The organism is Serratia sp. CY81684 (assembly GCF_052166595.1).
In the GTDB taxonomy this organism is placed as follows: domain Bacteria; phylum Pseudomonadota; class Gammaproteobacteria; order Enterobacterales; family Enterobacteriaceae; genus Serratia; species Serratia nematodiphila.
The window spans coordinates 1,047,567-1,061,121 of sequence record NZ_JBJNOO010000001.1; the positions used below are offsets into that span (position 1 = coordinate 1,047,567).

Genomic DNA, 13,555 nt, shown 5'->3' on the forward strand with positions numbered 1-13,555 from the left:
GAGCGCCGGTTTGCGAGATAAAACGGGCTATCCGTCAGGCGCTGGTCGCCGGCTTTTGTGCGCTCTTGGACTGGGTATTTTCCAGCATGCGGCGAATCGGCACGATCAGCACGATAAGCACGGCGGCGCAGATCAGCAACGCGACTGAGCAGCGGGCGAACAGATCCGGCAGCATATCCAGTTGGTCGGCCTTGACGTGACCGCCGATCAGACCGGCCGCCAGGTTGCCCAGCGCACTGGCGCAGAACCACAGCCCCATCATCTGACCGCGCATTCTCTCCGGCGCCAGCAGCGTCATGGTGGCCAGCCCGATCGGGCTCAGGCACAGCTCACCCAGCGTCAGCATCAGGATACTGCCCACCAGCCACATCGGCGATACGCCGGTGCCGCCGTTGCTCAGCACATTCTGCGCGGCCAACATCATCAGGCCGAAACCGCCGGCGGCGCACAGGATACCGATCACGAACTTGGTGATGCTGCTCGGACGCACGTTATTGCGTGCCAGCGCAGGCCAGGCCCAGCTGAACACCGGCGCCAGCAGGATGATGAACAGGGCGTTGATCGACTGGAACCACACCGCCGGGATCTCGAAGCCGCCAATCATGCGATTGGTGTAATCGTTGGCGAACAGGTTGAACGAGGTCGGTTTTTGCTCAAACGCCGACCAGAAGAACGCAGCGGAGATCAGCAGGATGAAGCACACCAGCAGGCGTGCGCGCTCTTTGCGGCTCAGGCCGGCAAAGGCGAACAGATAGATGAAGTACAGGGTGACCGACGCAGCGATCACGTACACCAGCACGCTGGCCACTTCGACCGGATTGATGACGATGGTGCCCTGAGCGATCAGCACGATGACGGCCACCAGGATGACCGCCAGCGCCAGCAACCAGGCGCCGACGCCTTTTTTCTTCGCTACCGGGCTGTTCCAGGTGGAGTCCAGGCCCACTTCGCGGTCATAGCGTTTCATCGCCGGGACGGCGAACACCCGGAAGATCACCAGCGCCACCAGCATCCCGATACCGCCGATGCCGAAGCCCCAGTGCCAACCGTGTGACTTGATCAGCCAACCGGAGATCAGCGGAGCGATGAACGAGCCGATGTTGATGCCCATGTAGAACAGCGAGAAACCGCCATCGCGGCGCGCATCGCCTTTTTTGTACAGCGTGCCGACCATCACCGAGATACAGGTCTTGAACAGGCCGGAACCGAGCACGATGAACATCAGGCCGATGAAGAACAGGTTGGTGCCCATCACCGCGGACAGGGCGATCGACAGGTGGCCGAGCGCGATCAGGATCGAACCGTACCAGACGGCCTTGCGTTGGCCGAGCCAGTTGTCCGCCAGCCAGCCGCCCGGCAGTGCCGCCAGGTACATGCTGCCGGCGAAGATGCCGACGATCGCCGACGCGTTCTCGCGCGCGAGACCCAGACCGCCGTCGTACACGGTGGCGGCCATAAACAGGATCAGCAGCGGACGGATGCCGTAGAACGAGAAACGCTCCCACATTTCGGTGAAGAACAGAGAACCCAGCGGATAGGGATGGCCGAAGAAGGTCCGGCTTTCTGACTTATTGACAGAGGATTGCATAACGATTTCCCAATAAAAGGCGCTGCAAGGCTGCAGCCCGTACTGTGGTATGTATGTGTATTTAATAAAGGCGATCCGCCCAATGCGGATTACCCGACAAACACCGTGGCTGCAACGCTGATAAACCGTGGAAAGCGTGCTGACCTTTTCTTCACTTGGCCGATGTTTCACATCTGGCGTGATATTATTTAACCATTTGATAACTGGTCGTTGGTTTTGTCTAGTACCTGTATCCCATTTTTTAGACGAAAAGTCGACAAGCATCTCCTTTTCTGGTTTTTCTGTTGGTTGTGACAGGAATATGATTGACAGCGGGTTTTATGTGCTGAAAGTTATTTTTTTGTTGATAAACAAAATGTTGAGATAAGAAAGTTCTGGGTGGGACGAAAATTCGCCGGCCCGAAGGAGGCATTATTAAAAGTGGGGGAAATGCGCCGTTGATCCGGCCAACGGAGGAAGCTGGCGATAAATGCAGCTATTGCTCTTCCTGCAGCGTGTCTTCCCGCAAATAGCCCGGCCGCCGCCGCAGGCACCACCAGGAATAACCGGCGTTGAACAGCACCACTAAAGCGGTGACGGCGAAGACCGCGCGAAAACCGTAGCCGGCGGAGACCGCAGCGCCGAGCAGCGGACCGCTGACGTTGCCGACGTCGCGGAACGATTGGTTGTAGCTGAAGATTCGGCCGGCTACCTGATTGGTGCAGTTGTAAATCAACAGCGTCTGTACCGCCGGCAGCAGCGCGCCGTCGGCCGCCCCCAGCAGAAAACGCAGCACCCCGAGCTGCCACGGCGTTTGCACGAACGCCATCGGGATCAGCAGCAGCACCGAGACGATCAGCATAAACACCAGAATGCGCTCCGGGCCGATGCGATCGCCCAGCTTGCCCAACCGTGGGGCGCTCATCAACGCCGCGACGCCGGGCACCGAGGCAATCAGCCCGCTGATAAACGCCAGGTTATGGGTGGCGCCGGCCAGATCGCGCACATACAGCGTCAGGATCGGCGCAATCGAGCCGGTGGCGATCTGGATGATCATGGTGGTCACGAACAGGCTGAGCACCAGCTTCGGGTTCTTCAGCGAGGCGAACACCTGTTTTGCGTGCAACATGTCGCGCTTTTGCACCGGGGTGAATTGCTCTTTGACATACAGCAGCGTCAGCACGAAGCAGACGAACAGCACCGCGGCGGTGATATAAAACACCGGGCGCAGCCCGTAGAGGTCGGCCAGCAAACCGCCGATCAGCGGGCCGACCAGCGCGCCGCCGACGCCGCCGGTTGACAGGGTGCCCAGCGCCCAGCCGCTGCGGTTGCGCGGCACCTGGGTGGCGATCAGCGCGTTGGCGTTGGGGATGAACCCGCCGAGCAGCCCCAGCACCGCGCGCAGCGCGAGAAACTGCCAGACCGTTTGCGCCATGCCCATCAGCACCATGACGATCGCCATGCCCAGGGCGGAGCGCAGCAGCATCAGTTTACGGCCGCGTCGGTCGGCCAGGGCGCCCCAAAACGGCGCGGCGATAGCGGAAAACAGGAAGGTGATGCTGAACAGCAGACCGGACCACATGTTGAGCGCCTGATGGCCGGTTACGCCCAGCGTCTCTACGTACAGCGGAAGAAACGGCATCACCAGGCTGAAGGCGGCGCCGGTGAGAAAACACCCGACCCAGGCGACGAAAAGGTTGCGTTTCCAGTTAACGGGTTCTGCTGCCGAAGCCATAAATGTCCACTGCCGAAAGGTGACGCGTTTTGCCGGCGGCAAGGTGAAGGGGCAAAACGTGAAAGTTAGCCTGATAAGTATGCGCCGCCTGCGTGGCAACGGCAAACCAGAGGACGGAAATAGGGTGAAAAATGAAATAAAGTTTTAAAAATGGCGTTTAAACCTTATTCCGCGCTTAGCGCGCGGAATTTACAGCGTTTTATAAGCCGGCCAGCGCCTCGAAACCGGCGGCGGTGGTGGTCGCGCTAAAGTCGATGACCTCGTAGTGGGCCACGGCGTTGAACGGATCTTCGGCCAGGATGGCGTCCAGCTGCGCACGCTCAATGCCCTTGGCCAGGATCACGCCGCCGGTGCGGGGATTCTTGCGGCCGGAAGCGACGAAGGTGCCGTCCTGAAAATATTTCTTAAGCCAGGCGATGTGCCCGTCAAGGTGGCTGTCGACGTCGGCGATCGGGCGATGGTAGGTCAGGCTGACAATGTACATAGCGGCTCCTGGGGTGTCGGCAAAGGCATTACCATCCCACCCTCGCCGGCGATTCTCAAGAGGCACGTAATAAAAAAACCGCCGGCGGCGGGTTGGTTTTATCAGTAAAGCGAAGGCTCGCCTTCAGGACGGGTCTTGAAGCGGCGATGCAGCCACATGTATTGGTCCGGCGCCATCAGGATCTCTTTTTCCACCACTTTATTCATGAAGGCGGCGGCGTCGAGTTCATTATCCAGCGGGAAGTTTTCCACCGCCGGCTGCATGATCAGCTCATACCCTTTGCCGTCCGGCAGGCGACGCGGGGTGAACGGAATGATCGCCGGTTTACCCATTCGCACCAGCACATAGCTGCCGGTGGTGGTGGCGGCTTTGTCCACGGCGAACAGCGGCACGAAAACGCTGCTGCGCGGGCCGTAGTCGTGATCCGGCGCATACCAGATGATATCGCCCTGTTTCAGGGCACGGATCATGCCTTTGACGTCCTTGCGATCCAGCATTGACTTGTTGGAACGCATGCGCCCCCAGGTTTGCAGCCAGTCCATCAGCTTGTTGTCGTGCGGGCGGTAAACGCCGATGCCCGGGTTGTGAATGCCGAAGATACGCGCGCCCAGCTCCAGCGTCAAAAAGTGCAGGCCAATCAGCAGCACGCCCTGCTGGTTGTCGCGCGCTTTTTGGATATGCTCCAGGCCGCTGACCTTGAACCAGCGCTCGATGCGCCAGTTGGGCCAGAACCACGCCATGCCGGTTTCAAACAGCCCCATGCCGACCGATTCGAAATTCTTTACCACCAGCGCATCGCGTTCGGCCTGCGGCATGTCGGGAAAACAGAGCTCGAGGTTGCGTTGGGCGATAGCGACGCGCCGCTTGAGAAAGCGCATGGAAAATCGCCCAATCGAGGTGCCGAGCCAGTAGATGACGGGGTAAGGCAGCAACACCAGCAGATACAGCAAGCCGATGCCGACCCAGGTCAGCCAGTAGCGCGGGTGCAATAAGGAGCGATTGAAAGTAGGAACTTGAGTCATGGGTTCTCTGTTTGAATACGGTTGTTTAAGTGTAATGACAGCGTCATCGCACGGTCTGGCAGCCGGGTGAACTCGGCGGCAAGGTTCGTTTCTGCCGTTTGTTTGCGACTATTGTGGCATTTTTCTGGCGATCCGGGAAAACACAACGCATTAAAATCCCTTTTGGGGCGTTAAATATGCATCGAATGCCGAATTTTTCCACAATCTTTCCTGCCAAAGATAATGGCGATATTATTGTCGGTAATTATTTAGAGGGTAAATATGTTGGCATCATGGATCAGTGCGGGGCTGCTGGTGTTGGGTGCGGCGGTCGGCAGCGTCGGCGCACATCTGCAGATGAACGCGATATTGGCGCTTGCCGGCGTGATGATGGCGCTCGGTATGGTGGCTTCCGCGTTTACCGAAGGCGGCGGGCGCTGAACGGGGCGCTGCGCCAGGGCTGCGCGGCGGCGGTTTTTCGGGTATGATGTGCGCCGCGCGTGGGCCTGCTGGCTGCGCGCGGTAATCAGTCACCTCCCGAAAGACAGGAAAGTACACCATGCCAGTGTTACATAACCGAATTTCTAATGAGGAACTGAAGGCGCGCATGCTGGCGGAAACCGAGCCGCGCACCACAGTTTCTTTTTACAAATACTTCTCCATCGACGATCCCAAGGCGTTTCGCGACAGCCTGTACGTTCAGTTTGAAAAACTGAAGGTGTTTGGCCGCATCTACGTGGCGAAAGAGGGCATCAACGCGCAGATCAGCGTGCCGCAGCATAACTTCGATGCGTTCAAAGCCGCGCTGTTCGCCTCGCACCCGGCGCTGGATCAGGTACGCCTGAATATCGCGCTCGAAGACGATGGCAAATCCTTCTGGGTGCTGCGCCTCAAGGTGCGTGAGCGTATCGTGGCCGACGGCATCGATGACGAAAGTTTCGATCCGAGCAACGTCGGCGAGTATCTGCAGGCCGAGCGTGTCAATCAGATGATCGACGATCCGAATACGGTATTTGTCGATATGCGCAACCACTATGAGTACGAAGTCGGCCACTTCGAAAACGCCATCGAGGTGCCGTCGGATACCTTCCGCGATCAGCTGCCGATGGCGGTGGAGATGCTGCAGGACAGTAAAGACAAGAATATCGTCATGTACTGCACCGGCGGCATTCGCTGTGAAAAAGCCAGCGCCTATATGCTGCACAACGGTTTTAAAAACATCTACCACGTGGAAGGCGGGATCATCGAGTACACCCGCAAAGCGAAAGAACAGGGGTTGCCGCTGAAGTTTATCGGCAAAAACTTCGTGTTCGATGAGCGCATGGGCGAGCGCATATCCGACGATGTGATCGCCAACTGCCACCAGTGCGGCGCGCCGTGCGACACTCATACCAACTGCAAGAACGACGGCTGCCATCTGTTGTTCATTCAGTGCCCGAGCTGCGCCGCCAAGTTTGAAGGATGCTGCAGCGAGATTTGCCGCGAAGAGCTGAAGCTGCCGCGCGAAGAGCAGCGCGCGCGCCGTGCCGGCCGTGAAAATGGCGTCAAGATCTTCAATAAGTCGAAAGGCTTGCTGCAGACCACGATGCACATTCCGGCACCGGAAGAAGAAGGCCCAGCCCGCTGAGCCTGAGGAAATGAGAAGCCCGGCCGCCAAGCCGGGCTTTTTTTTATTTCTCGCGCACGCCTTCTACGGAGATGATCAGCTCAACGTCTTGCGACGCCGGGCCCAGATCGGTGGTGATGCCGAAATCTTTCAGCTTGATCTTGCCGTTGGCTTCAAAGCCGGCGCGGTAGCCGCCCCACGGATCGTTGCCCTGGCCAATCAGTTTGGCATCGAGCGTAACCGGTTTGGTGACGCCGTTCAGCGTCAGGTTGCCGACCACCGCATAACCGTCGCCGTTTTTCTTCACTTCGGTGGATTCAAATTTGGCCTGCTTGTTCTTCTCCACGTTGAGGAATTCGGCGCTGCGCAGGTGCTTGTCGCGCTCGGCATGGTTGGTGTCGACGCTGGCGGTATTGATGGTCACGTTGACCTTGTCCTTCGAAGGATCTTTTTCGTCGAAGGTGAAGCCGCCGTCGAAGTCTTTAAAGCTGCCGTACAGCCAGCTGTAGCCCAGATGCTGGATACGGAACTCGATAAAGGCGTGCTGGCCCTGTTTGTCGATCTTGTAGTCCGCCGCCAGTGCGGAACCGGCGCTCAGCAGCAGGGCGCCTGCGGTCAGGCCCAATACGGTCTTTTTCAACATAGCAATCTCCATAAATCCAAAGGTTAATCGGCGCTGCTACCCAGCATCCGTTTCAAAGTGACATCACGATCGATAAAGTGATGTTTAAGCGCGGCCAGCCCGTGCAGTACCGAGAGCACTACCACGGCCCAGGCCAGGTAAAGGTGTATGGCGCCGGCGGTATCGGCCTGTTCCGCCATGCCGGTCACGGTGGCGGGCACGTCGAACCAGCCGAAGACGCTGATCGGTTGACCGTCGGCGGTCGAGATCAGATAGCCGCTGATCAGAATGCCGAACAGCACGGCGTACAGCGCCAGATGCGCGAGGATGGCGCTGACGCGAGTGAGGCGGCCATAGCTGGCCAGAGGTTTGGGCGGCGGTGAGACAAAGCGCCAGATCACGCGGATCACCATCACGATGAACAGCAGCGTGCCGATGCTTTTGTGGATCTCCGGCGCCTGGTGGTACCAGACGTCGTAATAGCCCAGCGTGACCATCCACAGGCCGAGCGCGAACATGCCGTACACCGTCAACGCCACCAGCCAGTGGATCAACACTGACACATGGCCGAAACGATCGGCGGTATTTTTCCAGAGCATCCTGTTTCCTTCGATTACCGATTGGCTGGCTGCAATAATTAAACTTTAGGAAACATAAAATCAATAATAAATTTAACTATGTTACTTCTTAGAAATATTAGTCAGTGAATTTGTTTGAGATGTTCGGGAACCTTCAGATAAATCGTTGAAGATGATATTGTTTCTCTCGCCCGGTGATTGTGCTAGTTGTTGAAAATTAGGCTTATTATCTATTAATGTCAGCTTTTGTCATTTTACGTAAACCTCGCGTGAGTTGCCCAGTGAGATTATTTGTTGGCAAAGGTTATGCCTATTTTTTGCGGCGTAGAGCAGGGCGGAAAGATTAACGTTGTCGAACGGTTTCGCTAAATCCCCTGCGGTGCAGCGGCGGATTTTGCTACCATTAGCGCCAAGAGACGGCCCCATGAGGCCGGTTAACCCAGTGAAATAACAAGGAAACGTCATGGGCCGAACCCGCGTGACCGACAGCAGCCTGCGTCTGGCCGTCCTGCTGGCGATGTTGGTGATCATTCTGGCCGGGGTGAAAGCCGCCGCCGACATCGTGGTGCCGTTTTTGCTGGCGGTATTTCTCGCTATGGTGTTGAACCCGCTGGTGGCGATGCTGGAACGCAAGCGGGTGCCGCGTATCGTCGGGGTGACGCTGCTGCTGACGGCGGTGATCGTGGTCGTGATGCTGTTTATCGGCATGTTGGGCGCTTCGCTGAACGAATTCGCCCGCTCGCTGCCGCAGTACCGCGGCATGATGATCGAGAAGCTGCGCGAGCTGCAGCATTACGCCGATCGCTTCAATATCAGCCTCTCCAGCGAAGCGATGCTGCAGTATGTCGATCCCAGCGCGGCGATGAATCTGGTCACCCGCATGCTGGGGCACCTGTCTGGCGCCATGACCAACGTCTTCCTGCTGCTGATGACCGTGGTGTTTATGCTGTTCGAAGTGCAGCTGCTGCCTTACAAGCTGCAGCAGGCGCTGGATAAGCCGAACGAGGGGCTCGCCGCGATGCGGCGGGCGCTGGACGGCGTGACGCGCTATCTGGTGATTAAAACCATCATCAGCCTGGCCACCGGGGTGATCGTCTGGATCTTCCTGGCGGCGGTCGGCGTGCGTTTTGCCTTTATCTGGGGGCTGCTGGCGTTTCTGCTCAACTATATTCCCAATATCGGCTCGGTGTTGGCCGCCATTCCGCCGCTGATTCAGGCGCTGCTGTTCAACGGATTGGGGGATGCGCTGGTGGTGGCGGGCGGCTTTATCGCTGTCAACATGGTGATCGGCAATATCCTCGAGCCGCGCGTGATGGGGCGCGGGCTGGGGCTGTCGACGCTGGTGGTGTTCCTGTCGCTGATCTTCTGGGGCTGGCTGCTCGGCCCGGTGGGCATGTTGCTGTCGGTGCCGCTGACGATCGTGGCGCGCATCGCGCTGGAGACCACCGAGGGCGGCTATCGTCTGGCGGTTATTCTGGGGGACGGTCGCCCGCCGCGCCAGCCTCCGGCGGCGCCGGAGTGAGGAAGATTTTGCCGCTCACGCCGGGTTGTGCGGCATGCTGCAGCGCCGCTGCGTACTGATGCAAAGGATAAATCGCGGCGGGTGGGCGCAGCGCCAACTGGCCGCGCCGCAGCAGCTGGAACAACTGATAAAACGCCATCTGCCATTGCGCCGGCGCCGACTGTGCGTTCCATTTGCGCAGGTGGAACAGCGAAGCGCGCAGCTTTAACTCGTCCACCACGCGCCGCCAGTCTACCTGGCGGCCGCTCAGCAGGCCCAGCGCCACAAAATCGCCGCCGGAGCGCACCGCCCGCGCCAATTGCAATCCGTCTTCTCCACCGATGCAGTCGATGGCCGCACGGGCGCCAAAATTCGTCATTTCCACCAGCTGCGGCGCTTCGATAACGCGCCAGGCGCCGGCGGCCAGTAAAGCCTGGCGATGAGCGGCGTTGCGCACCACGACCGCCAGACGAATGCCGCGCAGCGCCGTCAGCTGCGCCAGCAGCAGGCTGACAGCGGAGCCGCCGCCGTTGAGCAGCAGTACGTCGCCGGCGTTGAGCGGCAGCCATTGCGTCAACAGCACCCAGCAGGTGAGCGGGTTGATATAGATTTGCGCTGCGCCAGCGTCGTCAATGTCGTCCGGCACCCAGATCACCCGATCCTCAGGCAGCGTGACGAAGGTTTGCCAACTGCCGTTACCCGCTACCGCCAGCGCGCGTCGGCCCGTTGAATGCCCATTCTGCGGATTGACGATGATGCCTACGCCTTCATATCCCGGCACCTGCGGCAGGGCGATGCGGTGCGCGTATTGGCCGTGGATCGGGATCAGATCGGAAGGGTTGATCGGGGCATAGCGCATCTGCAATAACCGCTGCCCGGGGCGCAGCAGCGGTCTGCTCATCTGCTGCAATTCCAGCACCTGGGTGGGATCGCCGAAGCGGCTGAAGCTCAATCGGGGAAATAACGGCGGCATGGCTTACATGACGAAGAAGAAATAGACATCCAACGCCAGCAGCACCAGCCACAGACAAAGGTACAGCACCAGATGCTCACGCACATTGTTGACGATAGCCGCCAGTATTCGGTTTAACATTTCAGCCGCCTGAAGAGAAGGACCCTTGATTATAGTCCTTTTCTCGGCGTCTTTTACAGCGCGCCGCGCGTGAGCGCTGGAAGAGCGGCGATAAAAAAGCCTGCGTTATCGCAGGCTTGATGTTATACCGCCAGCAGCGCCAGCGGCGTCGAATTGGTTGGCGTGCTCGGTGGGTAGAAATAGCGCAGCACGTTATACAGCGAGTAGAACTCCAGCCGGTTGCGCGCGTTGATCTTCTCCGTGATGTGACGCTTGTGCACGTACACCGTATGCGAGCTGATCTGCAGCTTTTTCGCGATGCGGTAGTTCGGCATCTCCGCCATCCAATATTTCATTACCGTCAGTTCTTGCGGGCTGAACAGGGAACGCTCTTCGCCGTCATCGGCCAGCGCCAGCGGATTTTCGCGCAGCGTGCGTAAGGTGAGCGGCAGAATGCTTTTATTGAACAGAAAGGCATTATCGGCAATGCGCATTGGCGCTTCGCTGTAAGGGTAAGGTGTATCGAGATAGATAAACAGCAAGGCGGACTGGCTGGCTTCCATAAATGCCTGCAGCTGTGCGTCCGCTTCGTTATAGCGGCATTGGTTGCTGAGGTTCACCAGAATGTGGCTCGGCTGAAAGCTGGCCAACAGCGATGTAGCGTATTCAATGCTGTGGCAGCACTTGATCGTCGTGATCCCACTATCAGCAAAGTAGCTGGCTATACCGACCCGGGTGAAGCAGCATTCGTCCACGACAAGTAGTTTCATGGTGACGTCCTTGTTGAAAGCCGATGGAGCATATCTTCTGTAAAATAGGACTTACACTGCAAGTGTTCAATTCGGAAATTCAAATGCTGAATGCAAGAAATTTCCGTCATCAGAGTTTTTACTTGGTATTTAAAAGAGTTAGCAGGTTAATAAATTGTAACCGGCAGATTTCGCTGTCCAGGGCGCGACGGGAACGTGGACAGCGAAATCCTTCGCTTAGCTGAATCGCTTCAGACCAAAGCTGGAGAGGTCAACCGGCGGCGCTTTGTCCTGCGCGAACAGCGCGGCGATCTCGCCCAGTGCGCTGGCGAACTTGAAGCCGTGGCCGCTCAATCCGCTGATGACCATCAGGCGATCGCAATCCGGCAGGGTATCGATAATAAAATCTTCGTCGGGGCTCATATCATAACTGCAGGCTTCGCCGTGTAAACATACGCCTACACCCGGCAAAAATTGCCGCAGGAAGGAGAAAACTTCCGTGCCGTCGCTGGCGTAGCTGCCGAAGGGTTTGCGCTGTTCGGGGGCATCCATCGGCTGGCCGCCGTCGTGTTTGCCCACTTTCAGGCCATCGTTATCCGCCGGGAAGCCGTAATAGTGCGTGCCGTCCTGCGCTTCGACGGTAAAGGCCGGGAAACGATTGTTCACGCTGTAGCGGCCGTCCGCCTGATGCCAGGAGAATACCTTGCGCAATGGCGCGATAGGCAGCTGCGGCAACAGCGCTTTAACCCAGGTGCCTGCGGTGACCACCGCTTTTTGCGCCGTGAAACGCCCTTCGCCGGTGACGATCTCAACGCCGCCATCAATGGGGTTCACCGCGCTGACCGGGCAGTTGAACAGCTGGCTGCAGCCGGCCTCTTTCGCCAGTTTGATCAGGCTGGCAACCGCCAGTTCGGAGCGCAGGAAGCCGGCGTCTGGCTCGAAGACGCCGACGTAACCTTCCGGCGCGCGGAATTCCGGCCAGCGTTGAGCGATCTGTTCGGCGCTGAGGGTTTGCGCGTTCAGGCGAAACTTTTGCGCGCTCTGCTGAGCATTGCGAATGAATTCGGAGTGCTGCGGCCCCAGGTTGAGTACGCCGCACGACTGGAACAGTTCTTCACCGGATTGCTGAATCAGCGCATTCCACAGCGCCTGTGCGCGCAGCACCAGCGGCACGTACTTTTCACCTTCGCCGTAAGCGTGACGAATGATGCGGGTATCGCCGTGATGGCTGCCGTTGCGATGTGGAGGAATGGCGCTGTCGATCATCAGCGCTTTCAAGCCGGCCCGGGTAGCGTAATACCCTGCCGCCGCGCCGACTGAACCGCTGCCCACCACGATCAAATCATATTCCACGTGCCCACCCTCTCTGATAGCAATTGCTTATCGCCCCATGATAAAAGGTTGGCGAGCGCAATGCACTGATTGAACGGTGAAAGGCAAAGAAAAAGGCGCCGGGAACGGTCACGGCGCCTTAGGGTTAGGGGACGATGAATCAATGTTTTCTGCGATCAAGATCCTGGTAATCCGTAGCTTCAATCTTGGCGATGCCGGCCTCTAAAATATTGATTAATTGACGGGCGACATCTGTAGTCAGCCAAAGCGTTCGGTCTACTTGGGCTTCTTCGGGCGTTTGGTCTAGTGAAGACAGGTAATGAAGGCGTATCATCATGGCGTCGTAAACGTCGACAGTACTGATATCCCAACCGACAAGCGGGTGCGTCTGAATTACTTCATCATTTCTGTCCATAAAGACCCCTTATTGAGTAGTAACTACCGTGAGTGACTAACGAGGATCAATGCGGCTCATCATCATGAGAGCAATTACAGTATACGCATCCGCTTTCATCGGTGGAGAGGGTTGTCACCGAAATTTGCAAAATAAATATTTATTTGAACAATTATTCTACAAATTTGTATGTGCAGCAGTGGATGAGCAGAGCGCAGGGCGTTATTCCGCGTCGGCAGGCGGCGATGCGCCATGCAGACATTTTTCCAGCTCTTCGGCCAAATGGGCGAAATGCTTTTGCGTTTCGGCATCGCGATTCTGGCTGTGCGATTCCAGCTTCAGGCTGTGGATCAGCCGTTGGTTGGCTTTGTCATCCAGGCTGAAGGCCAGATAAGAAAAAGCCACTTCCAGTACGTTCAAGCGCCTTTTCTGATCGGCTATCAGCGCCAGCAGTTCGCCAAACGTCATTGCGTCTTCGGATTTCACCTTGTCCGGGGCCATGCTAACTCCTTTGCGTTAAATACAGCGCTGAGGCGGATTTTGTTCCAGAGTAAGGGTAAGCGATGAATGGGCAGGGCGCCAGAAACAAAAAAGCCGGAGAGCGACCCCCGGCAAAAACAGCATTGCAGTGTTATTCTGCGCTAAACCATTCGTCTGCGCTTTCCCAGGTTTCCTGAAGGATTTCCTCGATCAGATCCCGGTCGGTTTTGGCGCCCCCCAGCACGGAGAGCCCGTTGGCGCCGGCATAACGTACGTGCACGACGGCGTCTGGAAACTGGCGGTTGACCCGCTTGCCCAGTTCACCGGTCAGCGCCTCAATGGCGCCCGCCGGCAGCGGCCGGGTTTTATCTATAGTGACTTCAACACGCATAATTGCCCCCGAAGCGATTTACTGTTTATTTATACAGTTAACC

General features: G+C 57.7%; 16 protein-coding genes. 3 read left to right on the forward strand and 13 right to left on the reverse strand.

Annotated elements, in window-relative coordinates:
- Positions 1–34 precede the first annotated feature (34 nt).
- The 4 genes from ACJ8QF_RS05180 to ACJ8QF_RS05195 form a co-directional block, all read right to left on the reverse strand.
- Positions 35–1,588 carry a peptide MFS transporter gene (locus tag ACJ8QF_RS05180; RefSeq protein WP_049189152.1) on the reverse strand — a complete coding sequence of 518 codons (1,554 nt, stop codon included), beginning with the start codon at positions 1,586–1,588 and terminating at the stop codon, positions 35–37.
- A gap of 475 nt (positions 1,589–2,063) precedes the next feature.
- Positions 2,064–3,302, reverse strand: a complete 1,239-nt coding sequence (mdtG, locus tag ACJ8QF_RS05185) for a multidrug efflux MFS transporter MdtG (RefSeq protein WP_004927846.1) — start codon at positions 3,300–3,302, stop codon at positions 2,064–2,066.
- Positions 3,303–3,501: 199 nt separating this feature from the next.
- Positions 3,502–3,786, reverse strand: a complete 285-nt coding sequence (locus ACJ8QF_RS05190) for a YciI family protein (protein ID WP_004927842.1) — start codon at positions 3,784–3,786, stop codon at positions 3,502–3,504.
- Between the two features lie 101 nt (positions 3,787–3,887).
- Positions 3,888–4,808, reverse strand: a complete 921-nt coding sequence (locus tag ACJ8QF_RS05195) for a Kdo(2)-lipid IV(A) acyltransferase (RefSeq protein ID WP_015377426.1) — start codon at positions 4,806–4,808, stop codon at positions 3,888–3,890.
- 261 nt (positions 4,809–5,069) lie between these two features.
- Here ACJ8QF_RS05195 and ACJ8QF_RS05200 point away from each other — a divergent pair, with 261 nt between their 5' ends.
- Positions 5,070–5,228, forward strand: a complete 159-nt coding sequence (locus ACJ8QF_RS05200) for a hypothetical protein (protein ID WP_015377427.1) — start codon at positions 5,070–5,072, stop codon at positions 5,226–5,228.
- A gap of 118 nt (positions 5,229–5,346) precedes the next feature.
- Positions 5,347–6,414, forward strand: a complete 1,068-nt coding sequence (gene trhO / locus ACJ8QF_RS05205) for an oxygen-dependent tRNA uridine(34) hydroxylase TrhO (RefSeq protein WP_015377428.1) — start codon at positions 5,347–5,349, stop codon at positions 6,412–6,414.
- A 43-nt stretch (positions 6,415–6,457) separates the two neighbouring features.
- Here the strand turns inward: trhO and ACJ8QF_RS05210 are convergent, their stop codons facing one another.
- Both ACJ8QF_RS05210 and ACJ8QF_RS05215 read right to left on the reverse strand, forming a co-directional pair.
- Entirely contained in the window at positions 6,458–7,036 is a 579-nt protein-coding gene (locus tag ACJ8QF_RS05210; protein WP_015377429.1) for a YceI family protein, read from the reverse strand.
- Positions 7,037–7,059: 23 nt separating this feature from the next.
- Positions 7,060–7,614 (reverse strand): cytochrome b, encoded by a 555-nt coding sequence (locus ACJ8QF_RS05215; RefSeq protein WP_004927830.1) that lies wholly within the window; start codon positions 7,612–7,614, stop codon positions 7,060–7,062.
- A 442-nt stretch (positions 7,615–8,056) separates the two neighbouring features.
- Here ACJ8QF_RS05215 and ACJ8QF_RS05220 point away from each other — a divergent pair, with 442 nt between their 5' ends.
- Complete coding sequence (locus ACJ8QF_RS05220; protein WP_021504908.1) at positions 8,057–9,115, forward strand: AI-2E family transporter; 1,059 nt, start codon at positions 8,057–8,059, stop codon at positions 9,113–9,115.
- Here ACJ8QF_RS05220 and ACJ8QF_RS05225 read toward each other — a convergent pair.
- The 7 genes from ACJ8QF_RS05225 to dinI all read right to left on the reverse strand — a co-directional run bounded on the left by ACJ8QF_RS05225 (position 9,063) and on the right by dinI (position 13,512).
- The gene (locus tag ACJ8QF_RS05225; protein WP_273874631.1) at positions 9,063–10,067 is read right to left on the reverse strand and encodes a zinc-dependent alcohol dehydrogenase family protein; all 1,005 of its coding nucleotides are present in this window, start codon (positions 10,065–10,067) and stop codon (positions 9,063–9,065) included. The two genes, ACJ8QF_RS05220 and ACJ8QF_RS05225, sit on opposite strands and share 53 nt — an antisense overlap.
- 3 nt (positions 10,068–10,070) lie before the next feature.
- Positions 10,071–10,187, reverse strand: coding sequence for a DUF2770 family protein (locus ACJ8QF_RS05230; protein ID WP_004927822.1), 117 nt, complete (start codon positions 10,185–10,187; stop codon positions 10,071–10,073).
- Between the two features lie 122 nt (positions 10,188–10,309).
- A complete protein-coding gene (locus ACJ8QF_RS05235) occupies positions 10,310–10,936 on the reverse strand; it encodes a LuxR C-terminal-related transcriptional regulator (protein ID WP_049189150.1) in 627 nt (208 codons plus the stop codon).
- Positions 10,937–11,152: 216 nt separating this feature from the next.
- Positions 11,153–12,268 carry an N-methyl-L-tryptophan oxidase gene (gene solA, locus ACJ8QF_RS05240; protein WP_049189149.1) on the reverse strand — a complete coding sequence of 372 codons (1,116 nt, stop codon included), beginning with the start codon at positions 12,266–12,268 and terminating at the stop codon, positions 11,153–11,155.
- 139 nt (positions 12,269–12,407) lie between these two features.
- Positions 12,408–12,662 carry a biofilm formation regulator BssS gene (bssS, locus tag ACJ8QF_RS05245; RefSeq protein ID WP_004927812.1) on the reverse strand — a complete coding sequence of 85 codons (255 nt, stop codon included), beginning with the start codon at positions 12,660–12,662 and terminating at the stop codon, positions 12,408–12,410.
- 201 nt (positions 12,663–12,863) lie between these two features.
- Positions 12,864–13,142 carry a hypothetical protein gene (locus ACJ8QF_RS05250; protein ID WP_004927809.1) on the reverse strand — a complete coding sequence of 93 codons (279 nt, stop codon included), beginning with the start codon at positions 13,140–13,142 and terminating at the stop codon, positions 12,864–12,866.
- 130 nt (positions 13,143–13,272) lie between these two features.
- Positions 13,273–13,512, reverse strand: coding sequence for a DNA damage-inducible protein I (gene dinI, locus ACJ8QF_RS05255; protein WP_015377444.1), 240 nt, complete (start codon positions 13,510–13,512; stop codon positions 13,273–13,275).
- Positions 13,513–13,555: the final 43 nt, after the last annotated feature.